Origin of the sequence: Amycolatopsis dongchuanensis (genome assembly GCF_039542405.1) — a bacterium.
In the GTDB taxonomy this organism is placed as follows: domain Bacteria; phylum Actinomycetota; class Actinomycetes; order Mycobacteriales; family Pseudonocardiaceae; genus Amycolatopsis_E; species Amycolatopsis_E sacchari.
Window position 1 is genome coordinate 1 of sequence record NZ_BAABIB010000110.1, and the last position, 23,555, is coordinate 23,555.

General features: G+C 70.8%; 20 protein-coding genes. 16 read left to right on the top strand and 4 right to left on the bottom strand.

The features are described 5' to 3' along the window. Nucleotides 1–464 precede the first annotated feature (464 nt). On the bottom strand, nucleotides 465–1,055 hold the full coding sequence (locus ABFX51_RS28360; RefSeq protein WP_091515509.1) for a DinB family protein: 591 nt from the start codon (nucleotides 1,053–1,055) through the stop codon (nucleotides 465–467). A 32-nt stretch (nucleotides 1,056–1,087) separates the two neighbouring features. Beyond that, nucleotides 1,088–2,284: a PQQ-dependent sugar dehydrogenase gene (locus tag ABFX51_RS28365; protein ID WP_091515511.1), complete on the bottom strand. Its 1,197-nt coding sequence runs from the start codon at nucleotides 2,282–2,284 to the stop codon at nucleotides 1,088–1,090. Between the two features lie 114 nt (nucleotides 2,285–2,398). Between ABFX51_RS28365 and ABFX51_RS28370 the strand changes: the two genes are divergently transcribed. Next, a complete protein-coding gene (locus ABFX51_RS28370; protein WP_428832508.1) occupies nucleotides 2,399–3,031 on the top strand; it encodes a DoxX family protein in 633 nt (210 codons plus the stop codon). 30 nt (nucleotides 3,032–3,061) lie between these two features. On the opposite strand, the gene ilvD is transcribed toward ABFX51_RS28370, so the two are convergent. After that, nucleotides 3,062–4,906 carry a dihydroxy-acid dehydratase gene (ilvD, locus tag ABFX51_RS28375; protein WP_091515515.1) on the bottom strand — a complete coding sequence of 615 codons (1,845 nt, stop codon included), beginning with the start codon at nucleotides 4,904–4,906 and terminating at the stop codon, nucleotides 3,062–3,064. 213 nt (nucleotides 4,907–5,119) lie between these two features. Here ilvD and ABFX51_RS28380 point away from each other — a divergent pair, with 213 nt between their 5' ends. The 5 genes from ABFX51_RS28380 (at nucleotide 5,120) to ABFX51_RS28400 (ending at nucleotide 9,807) form a co-directional block, all read left to right on the top strand. Beyond that, the gene (locus tag ABFX51_RS28380; RefSeq protein ID WP_346055474.1) at nucleotides 5,120–6,772 is read left to right on the top strand and encodes a purine-cytosine permease family protein; all 1,653 of its coding nucleotides are present in this window, start codon (nucleotides 5,120–5,122) and stop codon (nucleotides 6,770–6,772) included. After that, nucleotides 6,772–7,365, top strand: coding sequence for a cysteine hydrolase family protein (locus ABFX51_RS28385; protein WP_091515520.1), 594 nt, complete (start codon nucleotides 6,772–6,774; stop codon nucleotides 7,363–7,365). The genes ABFX51_RS28380 and ABFX51_RS28385 overlap by 1 nt, the downstream gene beginning before the upstream one ends. 68 nt (nucleotides 7,366–7,433) lie before the next feature. Beyond that, the gene (locus tag ABFX51_RS28390) at nucleotides 7,434–8,171 is read left to right on the top strand and encodes a GntR family transcriptional regulator (protein WP_245783391.1); all 738 of its coding nucleotides are present in this window, start codon (nucleotides 7,434–7,436) and stop codon (nucleotides 8,169–8,171) included. Continuing rightward, nucleotides 8,168–9,580: an amidase gene (locus ABFX51_RS28395; RefSeq protein WP_091515525.1), complete on the top strand. Its 1,413-nt coding sequence runs from the start codon at nucleotides 8,168–8,170 to the stop codon at nucleotides 9,578–9,580. Before ABFX51_RS28390 ends, ABFX51_RS28395 begins: the two co-directional genes overlap by 4 nt. A gap of 11 nt (nucleotides 9,581–9,591) precedes the next feature. Continuing rightward, the gene (locus tag ABFX51_RS28400) at nucleotides 9,592–9,807 is read left to right on the top strand and encodes a hypothetical protein (RefSeq protein WP_091515527.1); all 216 of its coding nucleotides are present in this window, start codon (nucleotides 9,592–9,594) and stop codon (nucleotides 9,805–9,807) included. Here the strand turns inward: ABFX51_RS28400 and ABFX51_RS28405 are convergent. Next, a complete protein-coding gene (locus ABFX51_RS28405) occupies nucleotides 9,779–10,228 on the bottom strand; it encodes a PH domain-containing protein (RefSeq protein ID WP_245783392.1) in 450 nt (149 codons plus the stop codon). The two genes, ABFX51_RS28400 and ABFX51_RS28405, sit on opposite strands and share 29 nt — an antisense overlap. A gap of 301 nt (nucleotides 10,229–10,529) precedes the next feature. On the opposite strand from ABFX51_RS28405, the gene ABFX51_RS28410 reads away from it, so the two are divergent. From ABFX51_RS28410 to ABFX51_RS28455, 10 genes are all read left to right on the top strand, one after another. Continuing rightward, nucleotides 10,530–12,401 carry an acetolactate synthase large subunit gene (locus ABFX51_RS28410; protein ID WP_091515530.1) on the top strand — a complete coding sequence of 624 codons (1,872 nt, stop codon included), beginning with the start codon at nucleotides 10,530–10,532 and terminating at the stop codon, nucleotides 12,399–12,401. Continuing rightward, nucleotides 12,398–12,904, top strand: coding sequence for an acetolactate synthase small subunit (gene ilvN / locus ABFX51_RS28415; RefSeq protein ID WP_091515532.1), 507 nt, complete (start codon nucleotides 12,398–12,400; stop codon nucleotides 12,902–12,904). The genes ABFX51_RS28410 and ilvN overlap by 4 nt, the downstream gene beginning before the upstream one ends. A gap of 40 nt (nucleotides 12,905–12,944) precedes the next feature. Next, entirely contained in the window at nucleotides 12,945–13,958 is a 1,014-nt protein-coding gene (ilvC, locus tag ABFX51_RS28420) for a ketol-acid reductoisomerase (protein ID WP_091515535.1), read from the top strand. A gap of 82 nt (nucleotides 13,959–14,040) precedes the next feature. Then, a complete protein-coding gene (locus ABFX51_RS28425) occupies nucleotides 14,041–14,316 on the top strand; it encodes a DUF397 domain-containing protein (protein WP_091515538.1) in 276 nt (91 codons plus the stop codon). Between the two features lie 133 nt (nucleotides 14,317–14,449). Next, the gene (gene serA / locus ABFX51_RS28430; RefSeq protein ID WP_091515539.1) at nucleotides 14,450–16,048 is read left to right on the top strand and encodes a phosphoglycerate dehydrogenase; all 1,599 of its coding nucleotides are present in this window, start codon (nucleotides 14,450–14,452) and stop codon (nucleotides 16,046–16,048) included. Nucleotides 16,049–16,157: 109 nt separating this feature from the next. After that, nucleotides 16,158–19,463 (top strand): S8 family serine peptidase, encoded by a 3,306-nt coding sequence (locus ABFX51_RS28435; protein ID WP_091515542.1) that lies wholly within the window; start codon nucleotides 16,158–16,160, stop codon nucleotides 19,461–19,463. 206 nt (nucleotides 19,464–19,669) lie between these two features. After that, nucleotides 19,670–20,713 carry a 3-isopropylmalate dehydrogenase gene (locus ABFX51_RS28440; protein WP_091515544.1) on the top strand — a complete coding sequence of 348 codons (1,044 nt, stop codon included), beginning with the start codon at nucleotides 19,670–19,672 and terminating at the stop codon, nucleotides 20,711–20,713. A gap of 204 nt (nucleotides 20,714–20,917) precedes the next feature. Continuing rightward, nucleotides 20,918–22,522, top strand: a complete 1,605-nt coding sequence (gene cimA, locus ABFX51_RS28445; protein WP_091515546.1) for a citramalate synthase — start codon at nucleotides 20,918–20,920, stop codon at nucleotides 22,520–22,522. 15 nt (nucleotides 22,523–22,537) lie between these two features. Next, nucleotides 22,538–23,308, top strand: coding sequence for a fumarylacetoacetate hydrolase family protein (locus ABFX51_RS28450; RefSeq protein WP_091515548.1), 771 nt, complete (start codon nucleotides 22,538–22,540; stop codon nucleotides 23,306–23,308). A 75-nt stretch (nucleotides 23,309–23,383) separates the two neighbouring features. Continuing rightward, nucleotides 23,384–23,545: a hypothetical protein gene (locus ABFX51_RS28455; RefSeq protein ID WP_346055475.1), complete on the top strand. Its 162-nt coding sequence runs from the start codon at nucleotides 23,384–23,386 to the stop codon at nucleotides 23,543–23,545. Nucleotides 23,546–23,555: the final 10 nt, after the last annotated feature.

Consider the following 23,555-nt stretch of genomic DNA (forward strand, 5'->3'; position numbering starts at 1 on the left):
CCGACGTCCTCTACCACGCACTCCACACCGACCACCACCACTTGACATAGAAGCTTCTCCGGCGTCGCTTCGCGATGGCTTCGCCACCCTTGACTCGCCGGATCGGCCGTAAGTGCGGCTGGGGATCGGGGCGGGGGTGGGTGTGGGCGTTGAGCCCCTGCTCGCTTCGCATTGCCGGGTGGCGTTTGTGTCGTCTGGCTTCTGGTTTCGCAAGGCACGGTTGGCTGGCCGCCGCTAGCAGGTTCGGCGTCAGCTCGTCCGTCGTCGGGCCTATCACCTGCCCGGCGCGAGGTGGCTCCGCCGCTCGGCTGGCCACTGTCTCCTGGCTTCTCCCAGCTCGTCCGCCCGCAGCCTCGCCCGCTCGCGACCCCGCCGCTCGCCCGCTCGCGACCCGGCCTCTCGCCGCTCGCCCGCCCGCAGCCCCGCCGCTCGCAGCCGCGCCTCCCGCCGAGCCACGCCCCGGCCTACCGCCCTCCCGCTTCCCTGGCCGTGCGCTCCAGGCGCTCCCGGTACTCCGCCCACCACGTGGCATCCCCTGGGGCGAGGTTGTCCACTTCCTGACGGAGGCCTGCTGCGCCGTCGATCAGCTCGCGGACGATGTCGGCGTGGCCGGCGTGCCTGTGGGCCTCCGTCGCGACGTGGACGAGGATCCGGTGCAGCGTCGGCTCCCGGCGGTCTTCCGGCCACCACGGGACGAGGCCCTTCGCGTCCAGCGGCAGCTCCGCGATCGTCGCGTCGGCGTGTTTCCAGACCCGCTGGTACAGGCCGATGATCTCCTCCCGCGACTCCTCCGCCGTCGCCCACATGTCGGCGTTCGGCTCGGCCTCCTCACTCGCCCACGGCAGCGGCTCCGGGAACGGACGACCGAAAACGAACCCGAAGTACCCCGACTCGACCCCCGCCAGGTGCTTCACCAGGCCCAGCAGGTTGGTGCCCGTCGGCGTCATCGGGCGGCGGACGTCGTACTCCGACAGCCCATCGAGCTTCCACAGCACCACATCCCTGGCGCTCTGCAGGTAGCGGTGAAGTACATCCTTCTCGGCGGAATCCAGCATGCGAGCATCCTCGCACCCGCCACCGACAATTCTCAGTCCTTGCCGCTGCCCCCGCCGGGACTGGGCTGCAGCTGCATGATCACGACCCGGTCGTCACTCGACACCGGCCTGCCGCCGTCCTTGTTGACCGTCCCCACGAACGCGTACTGCGTGTCCAGCGGATCCATCCCGCCGTACCGCCCGTACCCCGTCCCGTTCTTGCCGTCCATGATCGGCTTCGGCTGGCCGCCCACGGAACCGTCCAGCGTGATCGGCAGCTGCTGGACGTTGCCCGCCAGCGAAGTGCCGATCATCAGCGAGTCGCCCCCGTCCGCGCAGCCCGACAGGCCCGGTTTCTCCGGCCACGTCCACGCCGGCACCGACAACGAGATGCCCGCCCCCACGCGGTACAGGATGTCCGCCGCATCGCCGTGGTCCGTCACCCAGATGCGGGTCCCGTCCGCCGACTTGCACAGCCCACCGGGGGAGCGCAGCCCGCTCGCGTACACCCGCGAGCCCGGCGTGGGGTTGCCCGCCGCCGCGTTGCCGGACGTGTCGATGCGCAGGACCTTGCCCGCGAGCGAGTTCGGGTCCGCCCCGGCCGACGGGTTGCCCGCGTCACCGGTCGCGACGAGGAGCGCGCCCTTGCCGTCCGTCGACAACGCGCCCCGGTTCCCCGTCGCGCCCTTCGGGATGCCCGTCAGGATCGGCTTCGGCTGCTGGCCCTTCGTGAACCGGACGACGCGGTTGTCCGTCGCCGTGGTGATGTAGGCGAAGACCAGCTGGTCCTCGGAGTACGTGGGCGACAGCGCCAGCCCCGTCAGCCCGCCGTCACCGGTGGGCTGCACGTCCAGGTCGATCAGGTCGACGGCCGGGGCCCCGCCCGTCACCTGCAGCACCCGCCCGCTCTTGCGCTCCCCGGCGAGCGCGCTCGGCGCCGACCCGGTGTTCGGCAGCGCCGCGACCGCGGACACCGTGTCCAGGCACGTCGCGATCACCGCCTTGTCGAAGTCGGTGCAGCCCTGCGGCGGGGGGATGGGCGTCGGCGCCGCGCTCGGCCTGCTGCCGCCGTCGGCGTCGGAGCTGCCGTCGATCTCCGGCAGCTGCGGCTGCGGCCCCGCGGGCGCGGTCAGCTGCGGGGCGGGCTCGAACGTCTGGCCCGCGGCCCTGTCGTCGAAGCTCGCGCAGCCCGCCAGCACGACCCCGCAGGCCGCGACCAGCCACGGAGCCCGTCCCCACCGAATGCGCATAGAACTCAAGCCTAGGCGGGGCACCGTGAGTCACCCGTAAGCGCCCGGTTCCCGACGAACATCGAATACGGAAAGTATTCACTCGAACGGGGGTAGTGCTCTACTCTGCGCGGCGTGACTTCCTCCAGGGATGACTACGGCCGCCAGAACCTGTTCCAGGATTCCGGTTACTTCGAGGCCGCCGACGAGGGCACGACGCTGTCCCAGCCCGCGGACCGGCTCGGCGACGAGGACGACCGGTCGCCGCAGTGGCACGGCGGGCTGAGCTTCGGACTGCTGGTCCTGCGGCTCGTCCTGGGCGGCACGCTGGGGGCGCACGGACTGCAGAAGGTTTTCGGCCTGTTCGGCGGCCCCGGCATCAGCGAGTTCTCCCGCATCCTCGGCGACCAGGGGTACACGAGCCAGACCACGCTGCTGTCCTGGCTCGGCGGCGTCACCGAGATCGTCGGCGGCGCGCTGCTGGTCCTCGGCCTGTTCACGCCGGCCGCGGCGGCCGCGCTGCTCGCCGTCACGGCGAACGCCGTCTACCTGCAGTACCGCGAGGGCTTCTTCCTCGGCGACGGCAGCGGGTTCGAGTACCACCTCGTGCTGGCGGGGATCGCGTTCGCGTTGCTGTTCACCGGCCCCGGCGGGATTTTGGTGGACACGAACACGCCTTGGCGGCGTCGTCCGGTGCCGTTCGGGATCGCCGGGCTGGTGCTCGCCGCGGCCGCCGTCGTGGCGGTGACCTTCGCGTTCCGCCGCTGACCGGGGCGGGCCCGGCCAGCGGCGGACGACTCAGCGGTTGACGTCGCGGACGGCGCCGGTGTCGGCCGACGTCGCCATGCGGGCGTAGGCGCGCAGCGCGGCCGTGATGGGCCGCTGCCGGTCCTTCGGCTGCCACGGCCGCTCGCTCGCCTCCATCTTCGCGCGGCGCTCGGCCAGCACCTCGTCGTCGACGAGCAGCTCCAGCTTGCGCTCGTGCACGTCAATGACGATCCGGTCGCCGTTCTCGACCAGGCCGATCACGCCGCCCGAAGCGGCCTCCGGCGAGATGTGGCCGACCGAGATGCCGGACGAGCCACCGGAGAACCGGCCGTCGGTGATCAGCGCGCACTTCTTGCCGAGTCCCGAGCCCTTGAGGAACGCCGTCGGGTGCAGCATCTCCTGCATCCCCGGCCCGCCCGCGGGACCCTCGTACCGGATCACGAGCACCTCACCGGGCTGGATCTTCTTGCCGAGGATCGCCGACACGGCCTCCTCCTGGCTCTCCAGCACGTGCGCCGGGCCCTCGAAGTGCCACAGCGACTCGTCGATGCCCGCGGCCTTGATCACGGCGCCGTTCTCCGCGAGGTTGCCCCGCAGGATCGCCAGCCCGCCGTCCTTCGTGTACGCGTGCTCGATGTCGCGGATGCAGCCGTTCGCGGCGTCGGTGTCCAAAGAGGACCAGCGGTTCTCCGTCGAGAAGGCCTGTGTGGTGCGGACCCCGCCCGGCGCGGCGTGGAACAGCTCGACGGCCTCCGGCGACGGGTTCTCGGCGCGGATGTCCCACTTCTCCAGCCACTCCTTGAGCGAGGGGGAGTGCACCGAGTGGACCTCGGTGTTCAGCAGCCCGCCGCGGTACAGCTCGCCGAGGATCGCGGGGATGCCACCGGCGCGGTGCACGTCCTCCATGTGGTAGTCGGAGTTCGGCGCGACCTTCGACAGGCACGGCACGCGGCGGCCGATCTCGTCGATGTCCGAGATCGTGAAGTCGACCTCGCCCTCCTGCGCGGCGGCGAGGATGTGCAGCACCGTGTTGGTGGAGCCGCCCATCGCCATGTCGAGCGCCATCGCGTTCTCGAACGCCGCCTTCGTGGCGATCGAGCGCGGCAGCACGCTCTCGTCGTCCTGCTCGTACCAGCGCTTCGCCAGCTCGACGACCGTGCGGCCGGCGCCGGAGAACAGCGCGCGGCGCGCGGCGTGCGTGGCGAGCGTGGAACCGTTGCCCGGCAGCGACAGGCCCAGCGCCTCGGTGAGGCAGTTCATCGAGTTCGCGGTGAACATGCCCGAGCACGAACCGCACGTGGGGCACGCGGAGCGCTCCACAATGGACAGCCCGTCCTCGTCGACCTCGGGGCTCGCCGAGGCGGAGATCGCGGTGATCAGGTCGGTGGGCGCCTGGGCGACCCCGCCGACGACGACCGCCTTGCCGGCCTCCATCGGGCCGCCGGAGACGAACACCGTCGGGATGTTCAGCCGCATCGCGGCGTTGAGCATGCCCGGCGTGATCTTGTCGCAGTTGGAGATGCACACCAGCGCGTCGGCCTGGTGCGCGTTGACCATGTACTCCACCGAGTCCGCGATGATCTCGCGCGAGGGCAGCGAGTAGAGCATGCCGCTGTGCCCCATCGCGATCCCGTCGTCCACCGCGATCGTGTGGAACTCGCGCGCCACGCCGCCGGCCTCGCGGACCGCCTCGGCCACGATCTCGCCGAGGTCCTTGAGGTGCACGTGACCCGGCACGAACTGGGTGTAGGAGTTGGCGATCGCCACGATCGGCTTGCCGAAGTCGCTGTCGGTCATGCCGGTGGCCCGCCACAGGGAACGGGCGCCCGCGGCGTTGCGGCCGTGGGTGGTGGTTCGGGAGCGCAGAGCAGGCATACCCCGAGGTTACGCCCGTGGTGATCACGCCCGGCAGGGCGGCGGCCCATTGCCGGGGATTTCCGGCGGAAGTGTGACCGGAATGTGGGAAACCGCAGTTCAGCGCACTTCCGCCGACGCGGGGAATCGGCGTAACCGGGCGCACCGCGGCGCGATACGCAGCGGAAATACGGCCTTGGCAGCTTTCGCTCAACCTGAGCGAAGGGATCGGAAATGGGCCTCGCTGACAACCCGCAAATGGAGGACTACTCCCTGCGGTACACCCCGGCGGCGTTCCGGAAGTGGTCGCCCTGGATGGTGTTCCTGTCCTGCCTCGTCGGCATTTCCGCGATGGCGGGCTACGCGCTGGACGCCGCGTTCGTGGACGCCTTCGGGTTCTCGAACGCGCTCGTCGGCTTCCTCGTCGCCGCCGCGGTGACGTTGCCGCTCACGCTGGTGATCGCGTTCGCCATCGCCCGCAAGCACGTCGACATCGACCTGCTCACCCGCGGCTCCGGCTTCGGCTACCTCGGCTCGACGCTGACGTCGCTGGTGTACGCCACGTACACACTGATCTTCCTGGCGTACGAGGGCGCGATCATGGCGCAGGCGGTGACCGCGCTGACGCACCTGGACATCCACCTGTCCTACGTCGTGGTGTCCGCGGTGATGATCCCGCTGACGCTGTACGGGATGTCGTTCAGCGCCAAGTTCCAGGCGTGGACGTGGCCGATCTGGATCGCGTTGATCGGGCTGGCGCTGGGCACGGCGGCGACGGCACCGGACGCCGGGCACAACATGGTGCACCCCGCGACGGTCTCGCCCACGGGTATGGCCGGGCTGACCGTGCTCGCCGTGTTCACGATCGCCGCCGCGCAGCTGTCCCTCGCCACGCAGGTGGGGGAGCAGGGCGACTACCTGCGGCTAATGCCCGACCCGACCGCGCGCAACCGCGGCCGCTGGCGGCTCGCGGTGATCATGGGCGGCCCCGGGTTCGCCCTGTTCGCGGTGGGCATCTTCTTCGCCTCGACGCTGCTGGTCGGGTACGCCTCGACGAAGGTCGACGCGGCGCACGTCGGCATCCCGGTGGACCTGTTCACGACGGTCTACGAGCGGCTGACCGGCAACCACACGGTCGCGCTGGTGCTCGCCGGGCTCCTCGTGCTGCTGTCCCAGATCAAGATCAACATCATGAACACCTACTCGGGTTCGCTGTCCTGGTCGAACTTCTTCTCCCGGCTCCTGCACCGCCACCCCGGCCGCGCCGCCTGGGTGTTCCTGCAGGTCGGGCTGTCGCTGGTGCTGATGGAGATCGACATCTTCAACCACATCGTCGAGGTGCTGGCCTGGTACTCCAACGTCGGCGTGGCGTGGATCGGCGCGATGGTCGCGGACCTGGTGATCAACAAGAGGTGGCTCAAGCTGGCGCCGCCGGAGCTGGTGTTCCACCGGGCGCACCTCTACCACGTCAACCCCGTCGGCTTCGGGTCGATGATCGTCGCGGGCGCCGTCTCGATGGTCGCCTACTACGGCGCGTTCGGGGCCACCGCCGCCGCGTTGTCGCCGTTCATCGCGCTGGCGCTGGCGATTGTGCTGCCGCCGGTCGTCGCCCTGGCCACGCGCGGCCGCTGGTACATCGCGCGACTCTCGGAGCTGCCGGAGAACGACGGCGAGCTGCCGTGCTCGGTGTGCGGCGGTGACTACGACGTGGTCGACATGGCGACCTGCCCGCACCACGGCGGCACCATCTGCTCGCTCTGCTGCTCCACCGAAGGCGCCTGCCACGACGCCTGCAAGCCCAACGCCTGGCGGCCGCCCAAGGGCGCGGTCCCGCTCGGCATGCCGAAGTTCGCCCCTGTCGCGGAAAAGGAACTGGAGGTCGCGTGATGAAGGCCATGATCGTTGTCGACATGCAGAACGGGTTCTGCGTCCCGGAGGGCTCGCTGCCGCAGCTGGGCATGAGCCTGGCCGGGGTGGAGGAGGCGGTCGCGAACGCCGCCGTCGCCGTGGAAGCCGCCCGTGCGCAGGGGATGCCGGTGGTGTTCACGCGGCACGTCTACCGGCCCGGCTTCGCGGACGAGGGGCCGTGGCTGACCGGCCGCAGCCCGGATCTGGCGGCCGTCGGCGGGCTGCTCGCGGGCAGCTGGGACGGCGACGTCGTGGACGCGCTGGGCCGCCGCGAGGACGACCTCGTGGTCGACAAGTGCCGTCTCGACGCGTTCCAGTGGACCTCGCTCGAACCGCTGCTGCGGGGGCTGGGGGCCACGGAACTGGTGGTGTGCGGGGTGGTCACGAACTTCTGCGTCGAGTCGACCGTGCGCTCGGCGATCATGCGGGACTTCTCCGTGACGCTGCTGGAGGACTGCTGCGCCGCGCAGACCCCGCGGCTGCACGAGATCGGCGTCGAGGTGATGCGGGACTGCGGTTTCGCGACCGTCACCACCGCCGCCGAGTTCGCGAAGGTCCCGGTCGCCGCATGATCACGTGTAACAGCGAGGTCATCCACCGGAGACCGGTGGGCAATGGGATGTACTTACCGTCCCGGAGGATGAAACCCGTATCGCAGCAGCAGCGGGTACACGACGTGCGCCGCCTGCGGGACATGCTCCGAGCCGCCGTGCAGGGCGGCTCCTACCCGGACGGCCAGCTGCCCAGCGAGGCCGAGCTGATGGCGTCGCACCAGGCGTCGCGCGCCACGGTGCGCCAGGCGCTCGCCCTGCTGCGCGCGGAGGGGCTCATCGAACGCACACAGGGCGTCGGCACGCACGTCGTGCTCAACACCGTGGCGACGCCGCTGCCGGAGGCGCACGGCGTGATCAAGCCGTCCAGGGAAAGCCTGTGGAACCAGCGGATGCGGCCCCGGGAGCTCGACCGGTCGGTCGTGCCCGCGCCGCACACGGTCGCCGAGCGGCTCGGGGTCGCTCCTGGCACCCCGTGCCTGCGGCTGGAGTACGTGGCGCTGCACCACGAGGAACCCGTCGCCGTCGCCACGAACTACGTGCTGTTCCCCGAGGCCGGGCGGCTGCGGGACACGCCGTTCGTGTCCGACTGGTACCGGCTGCTCGACGACGCCGGGGTCCGGCTGTCGGAGTCGGAGTTCGTCTTCGACTGCGAACTCGCCGACGCGCCGCTGGCGTCCGTGCTCGGCATCCGCGAGGGTGCCCCGCTGATCTCGATGGAACAGCTCATCTACGACCCGGCAGGCCGCCCCTTCGACCTGGCCTTCATCCACACCCGCGGCGAACGCTTCCGGTTCGTCTCGCGCGGCACCAAGGAGACCCGATGACCCCCAAGACCCTCACCGACGCCGCCGCGGCCCTGCGCGACGGCACCGTCACCTCCGTCGAACTGACCCAGGCCGCGATCGCCGCGGCCGACGCCCACGACGCGACCGTCGGCACCTACCTCGCCCGGTTCGACGAGTACGCGCTGGAGCGCGCGGCGGCCGCCGACGCCGAGCTGGCGAGTGGGCTCGACCGCGGCCCGCTGCACGGGATCCCCTTCGGCGTCAAGGACATCCTCGCGATGGCCGAAGGCCCGACGACGGCGCAAAGCCTCGTGCTCGACCGCAGCTGGGGCGCGGGCAAGGACGCGCCGACCGTCGCCCGCGTCAAGGCGGCCGGCGCGGTGATCACCGGCAAGACCACGACGATGGAGTTCGCGTGCGGCATGCCCGACGCGACGAAGCCGTTCCCCATCCCGCGCAACCCGTGGGACCCCGACACGTGGCCCGGCGGCTCCAGCTCGGGCACCGGCAGCGGGGTCGCGGCGGGGATGTTCCTCGCCGGCCTGGGCACCGACACCGCGGGCAGCATCCGCATCCCGGCGGCGTTCTGCGGCGTGAGCGGGCTGATGCCGACGTTCGGCCGCGTGCCGAAGTCGGGCTGCGTGCCGCTGGGCTACAGCCTCGACCACATCGGCCCGCTGGCCCGCAGCGCCCGCGACTGCGCCGCGGTGCTCGAAGTGCTCGCCGGCCTGCACGAGAGCGACCCGGACTGCGTGGACGCGCCGTTCACCGCGCCGGAGTTCACCGGTGACCTGACGGGCCTGCGCATCGGTGTCGTGCGCGAGCACCACTTCCCGGAGCACAGCGATCCGGCGCTGGCGAGCACGTTCGACGCCGCGATCGCCGTGCTCGCCGAGCAGGGGGCGACGCTGGTCGAGGTCACGCTGCCGTACTGGCAGGAGATGATCACCGCGGACATGATCACGATGGGCTGCGAGGCGCTGGCCTACCACCGCACGGACCTCACCGGCCGCTGGGAGGACTACTTCGTCGCCACGCGGGCGATGATGGCGATCGGCGCGATGGTGTCGGGCGCGGACTACGTGCAGGCGCAACGGGTCCGCCGCGTCGCGCAGGACGCCGTGGGCAGGCTGTTCGAGACCGTGGACGTGATCGCGTGTCCCACCGCGTCGGTCGGCGCGCCGAAGTTCGAGGACCTCACCGGACCGGACGGGCAGACGGACGTCGGCGCGTTGTTCTCGCTGATCCACACGCCGTACTGGGACACCGTGGGCAACCCGGTGCTCGCCGTGCCGATGGGCTTCACCGCCGCCGGGCTGCCGCTTTCGCTGCAGCTGGCCGGTCCCGCGTTCGGCGAGGCCGCGATCCTGCGCGCCGGGGACGCCTTCCAGCAGAGCACCGACTGGCACCTGCGGGTGCCCGAACCCGCCGTCCGCGCCGCCGCCTGAGAGGACAAGCCATGACCGAGGTGCTGAAGAACCTGCTCGCCGCCGCCCAGCTGCCCGCCTCCGAGGCGGAAACCGCGGCCTACGTGTCGGCGTACGAAATGCACCGGGCGGCGGTCGACGCGCTCTACGCCGTACCCGCCGCCCGTTACGTGGACCCCGCGCTGCGCTTCCGCGCCGCGGGGCGGATCGAGGACTGGGCTACTCCTGCTCCTGCTCCGCGGGGGTGACGACCTCTTCGACGATGCCCGCCGGGTCCTTGAGCCGTCCGTTGGACACCAGGGCCAGCACGGGCAGGTGACGCGTGCGCACCGACGGCAGCGGGATCGTGCTGTCGTCGGTGAGCACCGCGCTCACCTTGGCCTTCTTCGAGATCGACAGGCCCTTCAACGCCTCCCACGGCAGCTCGCGGCGGCCGAACACGGTGCGCACCGTCAGCCCCTGCGGCGTCGCCACCGTCTTCATCCGCACGATGTAGACGATCATCCCCAGCGGGATCACGTACAGCGCCCACAGTCCGGGAACGTCCGCGAACGCCGTCGGCGCCAGGCACACCATCAGGCCGAAGACGGCGAGCAGGGCGATCAGCGGGACGCGGAACGTCGCCTTCCGGCGCTTGACCGGCTGGGGCGGGTCGGCTGTTTCGGACACCCCGAAATGGTGCACCGCCGCCGCTGCCTGCGGGAAAGCAGGGCCTCCAACGGTAGGAGTGCCCAGTATCCGGGATCACGATCCCGCACAGTTGACACTGCTCGCGGCGACCCGTTAACGTCACTGCCGTGATCCCGCAGACCGGTCTTGTACTTCCCGAGCGCGTCGACGCTTAGGGAACAGCCGCTGCGTCGACGCGCGACCCTCGTGCGACCAACCCTGGTCGGCGGGGGTTTTTTGTTGCCCGACGACGATTACCCGAACGAGTGACAGCACCGACGAGACCCACGAGGCAGAACTGATGACTAGCGCCACCTCGCGATCGGAAGCGAAAGCCGGCCCGAGCCCGGCATCGCCCGCCCAGCTCGGGGCCCGCCCCAAGCCCACCCCGCCCGCCGGTACCCCGGTACGGGTCACGGGTGCGCAGTCGCTCGTCCGGTCGCTCGAGGCGGTCGGCGCGGAGGTCGTGTTCGGCATTCCCGGTGGCACCATCCTGCCCGCCTACGACCCGCTGCTCGACTCGACGAAGGTGCGCCACGTCCTCGTCCGCCACGAGCAGGGCGCGGGGCACGCGGCGACGGGGTACGCGCAGGCGACCGGCAAGGTCGGCGTGTGCATGGCCACCTCCGGCCCCGGCGCCACGAACCTGGTGACCCCGCTGGCCGACGCGAACATGGACTCCGTGCCGGTCGTCGCGATCACCGGGCAGCAGACGCGCCCGCTGATCGGCACGGACGCCTTCCAGGAAGCCGACATCTGCGGCATCACGATGCCGATCACCAAGCACAACTTCCTCGTCAAGGACCCGGCGGACATCCCGAGGGTCATCGCCGAGGCGTTCCACCTGGCCTCCACCGGGCGGCCCGGTCCCGTGCTCGTCGACATCCCGAAGGACGTCCTGCAGGAGCAGACGTCGTTCTCGTGGCCGCCGGAGATGCACCTGCCCGGCTACCGGCCGACGCTGCGCCCGCACGGCAAGCAGGTCCGCGAGGCCGCGCGGCTCATCGCGCAGGCCCGCCGCCCGGTGCTCTACGTCGGCGGTGGCGTGATCAAGGCCGGTGCGTCGGCGGAGCTGCTGCGGCTGGCCGAGCTGACCGGCATCCCCGTGGTGACCACGCTGATGGCGCGCGGCGCGTTCCCCGACTCGCACCGGCAGCACCTGGGCATGCCCGGGATGCACGGTTCGGTCGCGGCCGTCGCGGCGATGCAGCGCGCGGACCTGCTGGTGGCGCTGGGCGCCCGGTTCGACGACCGGGTCACCGGCCGGATGGACTCCTTCGCGCCGGACGCGAAGGTCGTGCACGCCGACATCGACCCGGCCGAGATCTCCAAGAACCGCAAGGCGGACGTGCCGATCGTCGGGGACTGCAAGGAGATCATCGGCGACCTGATCGACGCGGTGCGGGCCGAGACCGAGCGCGTCGGCGAGCCGGACCTCGCGGCGTGGTGGACCCAGGTCGACTCGTGGCGCGAGACGTTCCCCATCGGCTACGAGTGGCCCGCCGACGGCACGCTGTCGCCGCAGTACGTGATCGAGCGCATCGGGGAGATCGTCGGTCCCGACGCGGTGTACGCGGCGGGCGTCGGCCAGCACCAGATGTGGGCCGCGCAGTTCGTCAAGTACGAGAACCCGCGCACGTGGATCAACTCCGGCGGCCTCGGCACGATGGGCTTCGCCGTGCCCGCCGCGATGGGCGCCAAGTTCGGCCTGCCGGACAAGCAGGTCTGGGCGATCGACGGCGACGGCTGCTTCCAGATGACCAACCAGGAGCTGGCCACCTGCGCGCTCGAAGGGGCGCCGATCAAGGTCGCCGTGATCAACAACGGCAACCTCGGCATGATCCGCCAGTGGCAGACGCTGTTCTACTCCGAGCGGTACTCCAACAGCGACCTCGGTACGCACAAGCACCGCATCCCCGACTTCACGCTGCTGGCGGAGGCGCTCGGCTGCGCCGGCCTGCGGTGCGAGACGAAGGAGGAGGTCGACGCGACCATCCGCCGCGCGATGGAGATCAACGACCGCCCCGTCGTGATCGACTTCGTGGTGGGGAAGGATGCCCAGGTGTGGCCCATGGTGGGCCCTGGCGCCAGCAACGACGAGGTCATGGCGGCGCGGGGCATCCGCCCGCTGTTCGACGACGACGAAGTGAGCGACGAGGTGACGGGGAAGTGAGCACTCATACCCTCAGCGTGCTGGTGGAGAATGTGCCCGGCGTGCTCGCCAGGGTGGCCGGGCTGTTCTCGCGCCGGGGCTTCAACATCGAGTCCCTCGCCGTCGGACCCACGGAGAACCCCGAGGTGTCCCGGATGACTATCGTGGTCGCCGTTGAGGAGCTACCGCTCGAACAGGTGACCAAGCAGCTCAACAAGCTGATCAACGTCATCAAGATCGTCGAACTCGAGCCGGCCGCGTCCGTGCAGCGCGAACTGCTGCTGGTCAAGGTCAGGGCCGACGCCACCGTCCGCAGCCAGGTGCTCGAGACGGTGCAGTTGTTCCGCGCCAAGGTCGTCGACGTCTCGCCCGAGGCGCTGACCATCGAGGCCACGGGCACCGGGGACAAGCTCAGTGCCCTGCTGCGCATGCTCGAGCCCTACGGAGTGCGTGAGATCGTGCAGTCCGGCATGGTCGCGGTGGGCCGTGGCGCCCGCTCGATCACCGCGACCGCCCCCCGCTGAGCCGAAGTCAGGAAAAACCGGAAGGAAGTCAGTTCCCCTCATGTCAGTCGAAATCTTCTACGACGACGACGCCGATCTGAGCATCATCCAGGGTCGCAAGGTCGCCGTGATCGGGTACGGCAGCCAGGGCCACGCGCACGCGCTGAGCCTGCGCGACTCCGGGGTCGATGTGCGCATCGGTCTGCCGGAGGGGTCGAAGTCGCGCGCCAAGGCCGAGGAGGAGGGCCTGCGGGTGCTCACCCCGGCGGAGGCCTCCGCCGAGGCCGACGTGATCATGATCCTCGCGCCGGACACCAAGCAGCGCTTCATCTACGCCGAGGACATCGAGCCGAACCTGAAGGACGGCGACGCGATCTTCTTCGGGCACGGGTTCAACATCCACTACGACCTCATCAAGCCGCCGGCCAATGTGGACGTGGCCATGGTCGCGCCGAAGGGGCCGGGGCACCTCGTGCGCCGCCAGTTCGTGGACGGCAAGGGCGTGCCGTGCCTCATCGCGGTGCACCAGGACCCGTCGGGTGGCGCGCAGGCGCTGGCCCTGTCCTACGCGGCGGCCATCGGCGGTGCCCGTGCCGGTGTCATCAAGACCACCTTCAAGGAGGAGACCGAGACCGACCTGTTCGGTGAGCAGGTCGTGCTCTGCGGTGGCACCACCGCGCTGGTGCAGAACGGCTTCGAGGTGCTGACCGAGGCGGGCTACGCGCCGGAGATGGCGTACTTCGAGGTGCTGCACGAGCTCAAGCTGATCGTCGACCTCATGTACGAGGGCGGCATCGCCCGCATGCGGTATTCGATTTCCGACACCGCCGAGTACGGCGACCTCACCCGCGGGCCGCGCGTCATCACGCCGGCGGTGAAGGAGGAGATGCGCAAGATCCTGGGCGAGATCCAGGACGGCACGTTCGCCCGCGAATGGGTCGCCGAGGACGAGGCCGGGCGGCCGAACTTCCGCAAGCTGCAGGAGGCCGGCGAGCAGCACCCCCTGGAGGAGACGGGCCGCAAGCTGCGTGGCCTGATGTCCTGGGTGGACCGTCCGATCACCGAAACCGCCTGATCCACACCGGTTTCCGTGCCACCTTCACGGTGTTCACCCCGTGAAGGTGGCACGTCCGCTTTCCCGGGTTACCGTGTGCGCCATGAGTGATCAACACAGCAGCCCCGTCGACGACAAAGCCGGGGTGCGGCACGTGCTCGATCTGGAAACCGCGCACTGGCAACGGGCCGAACCGGCCGGGGAGACCATCCCGGACGCGATCGAGTTCGCGTTCGTGCCCCACAGCGACGGCCTGACCTACACCGCGTTGCGTTCGTCCACCGAACCGGACGGGACCGTCCTCGTCTTCACTCCGTCCGAATGGGACGCCTTCGTCGCGGGCGTGCGGGACGGGGAGTTCGACCTCCCCGCCAACTGACGCCCGCCACGCCCGGTCCCCGCCGCTTTTCGCTCTCGTTTCGCCAGGTTGCGCGCCCGTTAACAGGACTCGCCCAGGCCGCGACTAGACTCCTGGTCATCCGCCGAGCTGCGTCTTCTTTGGGAGTCTCATCGTGACCAACCCCAGCAAGCCCGTCGTCCTCATCGCCGAAAAGCTCGCGCCCTCCGTGCTGAGCGTGTTCGGTGACGAGGTGGAGGTCCAGCACGTCGACGGCACGGACCGCCCCGCGCTCCTCGAGGCGGTGAAGGGCGCCGACGCGTTGCTCGTCCGGTCCGCGACCCAGGTCGACGCCGAGGTGCTCAACGCCACCAGCAGGCTGAAGGTCGTCGCCCGCGCCGGGGTGGGCCTGGACAACGTCGAGGTGCCCGCCGCCACCGCGCGGGGCGTGCTCGTCGTCAACGCCCCCACCTCGAACATCGTCTCGGCCGCGGAGCACGCCGTCGCGCTGCTGCTCGCGGTGGCCCGCCGCGTGCCCGCCGCCGACCAGAGCCTGCGTGGCGGCGAGTGGAAGCGCAGCGCATACACGGGTGTCGAGCTGAACGGCAAGACCATCGGTGTGGTGGGCCTCGGCAAGATCGGGCAGCTGTTCTCGCAGCGGCTGGCCGCCTTCGGCACCACGATCATCGCGTACGACCCGTACGTCTCGGCCGCGCGCGCCGCGCAGCTGGGCATCGAGCTGGTGAGCCTCGACGAGCTGCTCTCGCGCGCCGACGCGATCTCGATCCACCTGCCCAAGACGCCGGAGACGAAGGGCCTCATCGACGCCGAGGCGCTGAAGAAGACCAAGCAGGGCGTCATCATCGTCAACGCCGCCCGCGGCGGGCTGGTCGACGAGGACGCGCTCGCCGACGCCATCCGCAGCGGCCACGTCGGCGGCGCGGGCATCGACGTGTTCGTCACCGAGCCCACCACCGCCAGCCCGCTGTTCGAGCTGCCGAACGTCGTCGTCACCCCGCACCTGGGCGCCTCGACCGCCGAGGCGCAGGACCGCGCGGGCACCGACGTCGCGCACTCGGTGCTGCTGGCGCTGCGGGGCGACTTCGTGCCGGACGCGGTGAACGTCTCCGGCGGCGGCGCGGTCGGCGAGGAGGTGCGCCCGTACCTGTCGCTGACCCAGAAGCTCGGCACGGTCGTGTCGGCGCTGAGCCAGAAGGCCCCGTCGTCGGTGACCGTGACCGTGAGCGGTGAGCTGTCGAGCGAGGACGTCACCGTGCTGCAGCTGGCCGCGCTGCGGGGCGTGTTCTCCGGCGTGGTCGAGGACCAGGTGACGTTCGTGAACGCGCCGCGGCTGGCCGAGGAGCTGGGCGTGCGCGTGGAGCTGACCAAGGAGACGGAGAGCCCGAACTGGCGCAGCCTCGTCACCGTGCGCGCGGTGCACGACGACGGCGGCGCGGTGTCGGTCTCGGGTTCGGTCACCGGCAAGGGCGAGGTCGAGAAGCTGGTCGAGGTCAACGGCAGGCACTTCGACATCCGCGCCGAGGGCAACATGCTGCTGCTGGAGTACCCGGACCGCCCCGGCATCATGGGCCGCGTCGGCACCCTGCTCGGCGAGGCGTCGATCAACATCGAGGCGGCGCAGATCAGCCAGACCACCGACGGCACGGACGCGGTGATGCTGCTGCGCGTCGACCGCGAGGTCGATTCGCACCTGCTGGAGCCGATCGCCGCGACCGTCGGCGCGCGGACCATCAGGGCCGTCACTTTCGCCTGATCCGGGCAACGGGGACTCCGACTTAAGTCGGATTTCTCCGCTTTGCGCTAGGAAGGCCGCCGGGTTCGGGATAGGTTCTCACCCTCGCTGTGATCAGGAGTGGACTTCGATGAGAACTTGGGCCCGGCGGTCTTCTGCGGCCGTCTTCGCCATCGCGCTGACGGCAACCGCCGTCGGCACCGCCACCGCGGCTTCCGCGGAGGCCCCTGCCGAGAGCGTGCCCGCCGTGAAGGTGGACACGGCGGGGCTGCGCGGCAAGCTGTCCGCGCGGCTCGCCGACCTGCACGGCAGGACGACGGCGTTCATCGAGGTGGCGCGGCAGCCCGCGGTCGACGCGTACAACGCCGAGCAGGCGAAGGGCAGCGGCCCGGAGCGGGCGAAGCAGGCGGCCAACGCGGCGCGGGCGGACGTCACCGGTGCGGTGGATTCGGTGCTGGGGCAGCTGCGGTCCCTCGACGCGGGCACGAAGAAGCTGTTCCAGACCTCGAACGCGGTGCCCGGCGTCGTCGTCACCGCGGACGCGGCGAAGATCCGGGAAATCGCGCAGCGGCAGGACGTCGTGTCGATCCGCACCGTCGTGCCCAAGCAGCGGGAGAACTCCAGCGCCGCGCAGCTGACCAACACGCTCACCGCGTGGCAGCAGACCGGCCGCTACGGCGACGGCGTCCGCGTCGGCGTGATCGACGACGGCATCGACTACACGCACGCCGATTTCGGCGGCCCCGGCACGAAGGCGGCGTACGACTCGATCGACCGCGCCAAGCCGACGCCGCTGTTCCCGACGGCGAAGGTGGTCGGCGGCACCGACCTCGTCGGCGACGACTACGACTCCAACGGCACCAGCGGCTCACCGGACCCGGTGCCCGACCCCAACCCGCTGGCGTGCGGTGAGCACGGCACGCACGTCGCGGGCACCATCGGCGGGTTCGGCGTCAACGCCGACGGCAGCACCTTCACCGGTGACTACTCGAAGCTCACCCCGGACGCGCTGAACGCGATGAAGATCGGGCCGGGCACCGCGCCGAAGGCCCTGCTGTACGGGATCAAGGTGTTCGGCTGCCACGGCTCGACCGACGTGACGTCGCAGGCGCTGGACTGGGCGCTCGACCCCGACGGGGACGGCGACTTCAGCGACCACCTCGACATCGTGAACCTGTCGCTGGGCAGCGACTTCGGCGCGCCGGACGACCCGGACTCGCTGTTCGTGCGCAAGCTCGCGCAGAACGACGTGCTGCCGGTGATCTCGGGCGGCAACGGCGGTGACCTGTTCGACGTCGGCGGCGCGCCGGGCAACACCCGGGAGGCGCTGACCGTGGCGAGCAGCCGGGACGCCTCCGTGCTGCGGGACGCCGCCGAGGTGACCGCGCCCGCCGCGGCCGCCGGGCCGAAGGGCGGCCAGTACAGCCAGGACTACACCGGCTACGACACGCTCGACACCACCAAGGCCGTCGCCCGGCCGTCGGCCGCCAACGCCGACGGCTGCGCCCCGTACAGCGCGGCCGACAAGGCGGCGGTGGCGGGCCGGTTCGCGTGGCTGGAGTGGGACGACAACGACGCGACGCGCGCCTGCGGGTCCGCCGTCCGCGCCAACAACGCGCAGGCCGCCGGTGCGGCCGGGGTGCTGCTGTCGTCGTCGGTGGAGCACTTCGCGGCCGGGATCGCGGGCAACGCGGCACTGCCGATGTTCCAGTTCACCGGCTCGGCCACCGCGTCCCTGCGCCCCGCGCTGGACGCCGGCACCCTCACCGTCCGCCTCTACGGCGCGGGCCGGGCGAGCCTGCAGACCTACGACCAGTCCATTGTGGACACGCCGAGCTCGTTCACCTCGCGCGGGGTCCGCGGCCCGGCGGTGAAGCCCGACGTGGCGGCGCCGGGTGACACGATCTCGTCCGCGCTGCGGGGCAGCGGCAACGGCCGGACGGTGCTGTCGGGCACCTCGATGGCGGCGCCGCACACGACGGGCATCACGGCACTGCTGCGCCAGGCCCACCCCGACTGGTCGGTCGAGGAGGTCAAGGCCGCGGTGATGAACACCGCCGGGCACGACATCAAGGCGGACGGCAAAACCTATGCGCCGCAACGGGTCGGTGCCGGCCGGATCGACGCCAAGGCGGCGCTCGACACGTCCGTGCTCGCCTACGTGATGGACGACCCGGGCACGGTGAGCGTCGGTTTCGGCGCCGTCGAGGCGGGCCGTCCGCTGGCGCTGAGCAAGACGATCAAGGTCGTCAACAAGGGCAGGGACCTCGTCGCCTACCGGGTGAACTACGAGGGCGTCAACCAGCTGCCCGGCGTGCGGTACCAGCTGTCGGCGAACACGGTCGTCGTGCCGCCGCGGGGGACCGGGATCGTGCGCGTCACGTTGCTGGTCACCGATCCGGCGGCGCTGCGCAAGGTGCTCGACCCGACGATGGAGGCCGAGCAGGCCGGGCTGGCGCGGCAGTTCGTCGCGGACGCCTCCGGTCGCGTCGCGTTCACCCCGTTCGGCCGGTCGGCGGTGGCGTTGCGCGTGCCGGTGTACGCCGCGCCGAAGCCGGTTTCGGCGATCACGGTGCCGCACTCGCTGAGCTTCCGCGGCGGGGACCAGGCCGTGCTGCCGCTGGGCGGCCGCGGGCTCGACCAGGGCACGGGCCCGCAGCGGTACCGGTCGCTGATCAGCGTGCTGGAACTGCAGGCCACCTCGCCGAAGCTGCCGGCGTGCCGGGGGCGGCTCACCGAGCACTGCACGGTGAACGACACCGCGAAGGGCGGCGACCTGCAGTACGTCGGCGCGGCGTCGACCGCGCCCGCCGACCGGCAGGCCGGCACCCCGCAGGACGCGCTGCTCGCGTTCGGCATCTCCACGTGGGGTGACTGGGCGAACCTCGGCAGCAACACGATCCCGTTCGTCGACATCGACACCACCGGTGACGGCAAGCCCGACTTCGAGAGCTTCGTGACGAAGGCGGCCGAAACCGACGTGCTGCTGGTGAACACCGTGGACCTCAACGCCGCGGGCGAGCCGTCGGTGGACGTCCAGGCGGTCAATGGCCAGCTCGGCGACGTGGACACCAACGTGTTCGACACCAACGTCGTGGTGCTGCCGGTGAGCCTCACCGCGCTCGGGATCGACCCGGCCGCGGCCAGCCACCGCATCAGCTACACGGTCGGCGTGGCGGGCTACTACCCGGCGCCGGCGAGCCCGAACTCGATCATCGACGCGGTGAGCACGCCGCTGTCGTTCGACCCGCTTGCCCCGGGGTACTCCGTCCAGGGGACGGGTGGTCCGGCGCTCATGTACACGGCGAAGCCCGGCACGCGGCTCACCGTCACCCGGAACGGAGCCTCGGCCGCCGCCGATACGGGTGAGGGCCTGCTGTCACTCGTTCACCACAACGGGGCGGGCCTGCGGGCCGAGGTGATCAACATCCGCTGATCAGGACGCCGGAAGGGGTTCGCGTGGCCCCTTCCGGCGCCTGAGGGCGACGCCCCGTTCGGGTGTCTCGCTGCTCGGGAAATTACGGCATAAGGGTGGTGCCGCTTCGGCTGAATGGCAACGCCCGGTAACCTCCCCGTCGCTGGAGTTTTTGTGCGGTAGGGGCTCGCGAGTGCCTCACCGCACTGGTTGACGGAGGTGTCTGGATGCGGCTCGCGGTGATCCCAGGAGACGGGATCGGACCCGAAGTGATCACCGAGGCGCTGAAGGTACTCGCCGAAGTCGCCCCCGGTGTCGAAACGACGAGCTACGACCTCGGCGCCTCCCGCTGGCACTCCACCGGCGAGCTGCTGCCCGAGTCCGTGCTCGGCGAGCTGCGTGAGCACGACGCGATCCTGCTGGGCGCCGTCGGTGACCCGAGCGTGCCGAGCGGCATCCTGGAGCGCGGCCTGCTGCTGCGCCTGCGCTTCGAGCTGGACCACCACGTGAACCTGCGCCCGGCGCGCCTGTACCCGGGCGTGCGCGGCCCGCTCGCCGACACGGCGTCCGAGATCGACATGGTCGTCGTCCGCGAAGGCACCGAAGGCCCGTACGCGGGCAACGGCGGCCTGCTGCGCAAGGACACCGAGCACGAGATCGCCACGGAGGTCAGCGTCAACACGGCGTTCGGTATCCGCCGCGTGGTCGCCGACGCGTTCCGCCGCGCCGAGGAGCGGCCGCGCAAGCACCTGACGCTCGTGCACAAGACGAACGTGCTGCTGCACGCGGGTTCGCTGTGGTCGCGCATCGTCGAGGAGGTCTCGCTGGAGCACCCCGACGTCACGGTCGCGTACTCGCACGTGGACGCCGCGACGATCCACCTGGTCACCGACCCGTCCCGATTCGACGTGATCGTCACCGACAACCTGTTCGGCGACATCATCACCGACCTCGCCGCCGCGGTCACCGGCGGCATCGGGCTCGCGGCCAGCGGCAACCTCGACATCACCCGCCGCAACCCGAGCATGTTCGAGCCGGTGCACGGCAGCGCGCCGGACATCGCCGGGCAGGGCCTCGCCGACCCGACCGCCGCGGTGCTGTCGGTTTCGCTGCTGCTGGACCACCTCGGCCAGCGCGAGGCAGCGCGCCGCATCGAGGCCTCGGTGGCCTTCGACCTCGCCACGCGCGACCAGCAGAACCCGGGTTCCACGCACGCGATCGGGGACCGGCTCGCCGCGCTCGTCTCGTCGAACACGCGTCCCGTCGCCTGAGTCGCACGCACAGCGCCCTCCCATTCCTTGGGAGGGCGCTTTCGCGTTCCGGAACGATGTGGCATAGTGACGGCGTGACTTCTTACGCCGTGATCATTATCGGCAGGCGCGCCGGGTAGTGTCCCCAGTGGACACCGGCGCGCAAACCTCTCGCACCCTTGCGGGAGGTTTTTTCTTTGCCCGAGAAAGCTTCGAGGAGACACCGTGAGCCGCACCGCCCCCGCCGGCACCCCGCTCGGCGACGAGTTCCACCTCTACGACACGACCCTGCGCGACGGGGCGCAGCGGGAGGGGATCTCGTACTCGGTGGCGGACAAGCTGGCCGTCGCGCGGCTGCTCGACGAGCTCGGCGTCGGTTTCATCGAGGGCGGCTGGCCGGGCGCGATGCCGAAGGACACGGAGTTCTTCGCGCGTGCCGCGAAGGGGGAGCTGGCGCTCAAGCACGCCGTGCTGGTGGCGTTCGGCTCGACCCGCCGCGCGGGCACCACCGCGGCGCAGGACCCGCAGGTCCGCGCGCTGCTCGACTCCGAAGCCCCGGTGGTGACGCTCGTCGCGAAGGCCGACCTGCGGCACATCGAGCGCGCGCTGCGGGTCGACGTCGACGAGGCCTGCGCGATGGTGTCCGACACGGTCTCCTTCCTCGTCGGGGAGGGGCGGCGGGTGTTCCTCGACGCCGAGCACTTCTTCGACGGCTACTCCTACGACCGGGACACGGCGCTGCGCGTGCTCGACGCCGGGGCGAACGCCGGCGCCGACGTCGTCGTGCTGTGCGACACCAACGGTGGCCAGCTGCCACTCGGACTGGCCGAGACCGTGCGGGAGGTCAAGGACCGCACGGGTTTCCGGCTCGGCATCCACTGCCAGGACGACACGTCCTGCGCGGTGGCCAACAGCATCGCGGCGGTCCAGGCCGGCGCGACCCATGTGCAGTGCACCGCGAACGGTTACGGGGAACGGGCGGGCAACGCCGACCTGTTCGCCGTGACGGGAAACCTCGTGGCCAAGCTCGGGATGGAGGTCCTCCCGACCGGAGGGGCCGCCGAGCTGACCCGCGTCTCCCATGCCCTGGCCGAAATCGCGAACATCGCACCCGACACCCACCAGGCCTACGTCGGGTCGTCGGCCTTCGCCCACAAGGCGGGGCTGCACGCGAGCGCGATCAAAGTGGATCCGTTGTTGTACAACCACATCGATCCAGCCTCCGTCGGCAACGGCATGCGGGTCCTGGTCACCGAGATGGCCGGCAAGGCGAGCCTGGAACTCAAGGGACGTGAGTTCGGGGTCGACCTTGCCGGCCGGCCTGAGGCGCTGACGAGCGCCGTGGCGAAGGTCAAGCGCCTGGAAGCGCAGGGCTGGTCGTTCGAGGCGGCGGACGCGTCGCTGGAGTTGTTGCTGCGCAACGAGATCGGCGAGGACAACGGGCCGGCGCCGTTCACGCTCGAGTCCTACCGGGTGGTGCTCGACCACCGCGCCGACGGTGAGGTGATCTCCGAGGCGACGGTGAAGGTGCACGTCTCCGGCGAACGCGTCATCGAGACGGCCGAGGGCAACGGGCCGGTGCACGCGCTGGACGCCGCGCTGCGCAAGGCACTGCAGCCGTACCTGTCCTGGTTGGACACTGTCGAGCTGGCCGACTACAAGGTGCGCATCCTGCCGAGCCACCCCGGCACGGACGCCACGACGCGCGTGCTGCTGGAGTCCAGCGACGGCGACCGCGAGTGGACCACCGTCGGCGTGCACCCGAACATCGTCGAGGCCAGCTGGCTGGCGATGTGCGACGCGCTGGTCCACAAGCACCTGCGGGGCTGACGTAGACTTCACCCCGTGCGGTTAGCTCGGATTGCTCACGCTGGTGGTGTCGCGTTCGCGTCGATCGAGGGGGAGGGCGACGGGGCCGAGGTCCTGGAGATCGCCGAGCACCCGTTCGGGACGCCCAACTACACGGGGAAGCGCTGGCCGCTGGCCGACGTCCGGCTGCTCGCGCCGATCCTGCCCAGCAAGGTCATCGCGGTGGGCCGCAACTACGCGGCGCACGCCGCCGAGTTCGGCAACGAGGTGCCGGAATCGCCGATGATCTTCATCAAGCCCTCGACGAGCGTGATCGGCCCCAACGCGGCCATCAAGCTGCCGAAGGAGTCCGAGCGCGTGGACTTCGAGGGCGAGCTGGCGGTGGTGATCGGCCAGCCGGTGAAGAACGTGCCCGCCGCCCGCGCGGCGAGCGTCATCCTCGGCTACACGATCGCGAACGACGTCAGCGCGCGTGACCTGCAGAAGGCCGACGGCCAGTGGGGCAGGGCGAAGGGGTACGACACGTTCTGCCCGCTCGGCCCGTGGATCGAGACCTCGCTCGACCCGGCCGACCTCGCGCTGCGCACGGAGCTGAACGGCGAGGTCAAGCAGGATTCGCGGACGTCGCTGCTGATCCACAAGGTGCCGGAGCTGGTGGAGTTCGTGTCCGGCGTGATGACGCTCCTGCCCGGGGACGTCATCCTGACCGGCACGCCCGCGGGCGTCGGACCGATGGCGGACGGCCAGACGGTGTCGGTCACGATCGAGGGCATCGGCACGCTGACGAACACCGCCCAGTCGGCGTAGCCCGGTCAGGCAGTCCGGGCGGACGTTCGGGCACGACCGCGCGACGCGGGGGAAGATCACCCCTACGCTGCGGCCGTGACGATTCCCCAGCGCACCTCGGACTTCCTCAACCCGCTGATGGTGGGTGAACCCGGTGACTGGCTCACCGGCAAGGGCCGCATCGCCTACCCCACGCGTGCCCAGGTACTAGATGTTGCGGGTCGTGACGTTGGTGACGTGGGTGAGGGCCTGAGGTGAGGGGACGGGT

What these genes read in the sequence shown, in the direction of transcription:
- ABFX51_RS28360 (WP_091515509.1), bottom strand. Translation starts at nt 1,055, where the DNA reads ATGCTGGATTCCGCCGAGAAGGATGTACTTCACCGCTACCTGCAGAGC.
- ABFX51_RS28365 (WP_091515511.1), bottom strand. Translation starts at nt 2,284, where the DNA reads ATGCGCATTCGGTGGGGACGGGCTCCGTGGCTGGTCGCGGCCTGCGGG.
- ilvD (WP_091515515.1), bottom strand. Translation starts at nt 4,906, where the DNA reads ATGCCTGCTCTGCGCTCCCGAACCACCACCCACGGCCGCAACGCCGCG.
- ABFX51_RS28380 (WP_346055474.1), top strand. Translation starts at nt 5,120, where the DNA reads ATGGGCCTCGCTGACAACCCGCAAATGGAGGACTACTCCCTGCGGTAC.
- ABFX51_RS28385 (WP_091515520.1), top strand. Translation starts at nt 6,772, where the DNA reads ATGAAGGCCATGATCGTTGTCGACATGCAGAACGGGTTCTGCGTCCCG.
- ABFX51_RS28390 (WP_245783391.1), top strand. Translation starts at nt 7,434, where the DNA reads ATGAAACCCGTATCGCAGCAGCAGCGGGTACACGACGTGCGCCGCCTG.
- ABFX51_RS28395 (WP_091515525.1), top strand. Translation starts at nt 8,168, where the DNA reads ATGACCCCCAAGACCCTCACCGACGCCGCCGCGGCCCTGCGCGACGGC.
- ABFX51_RS28400 (WP_091515527.1), top strand. Translation starts at nt 9,592, where the DNA reads ATGACCGAGGTGCTGAAGAACCTGCTCGCCGCCGCCCAGCTGCCCGCC.
- ABFX51_RS28410 (WP_091515530.1), top strand. Translation starts at nt 10,530, where the DNA reads ATGACTAGCGCCACCTCGCGATCGGAAGCGAAAGCCGGCCCGAGCCCG.
- ilvC (WP_091515535.1), top strand. Translation starts at nt 12,945, where the DNA reads ATGTCAGTCGAAATCTTCTACGACGACGACGCCGATCTGAGCATCATC.
- ABFX51_RS28425 (WP_091515538.1), top strand. Translation starts at nt 14,041, where the DNA reads ATGAGTGATCAACACAGCAGCCCCGTCGACGACAAAGCCGGGGTGCGG.
- ABFX51_RS28435 (WP_091515542.1), top strand. Translation starts at nt 16,158, where the DNA reads ATGAGAACTTGGGCCCGGCGGTCTTCTGCGGCCGTCTTCGCCATCGCG.
- ABFX51_RS28440 (WP_091515544.1), top strand. Translation starts at nt 19,670, where the DNA reads ATGCGGCTCGCGGTGATCCCAGGAGACGGGATCGGACCCGAAGTGATC.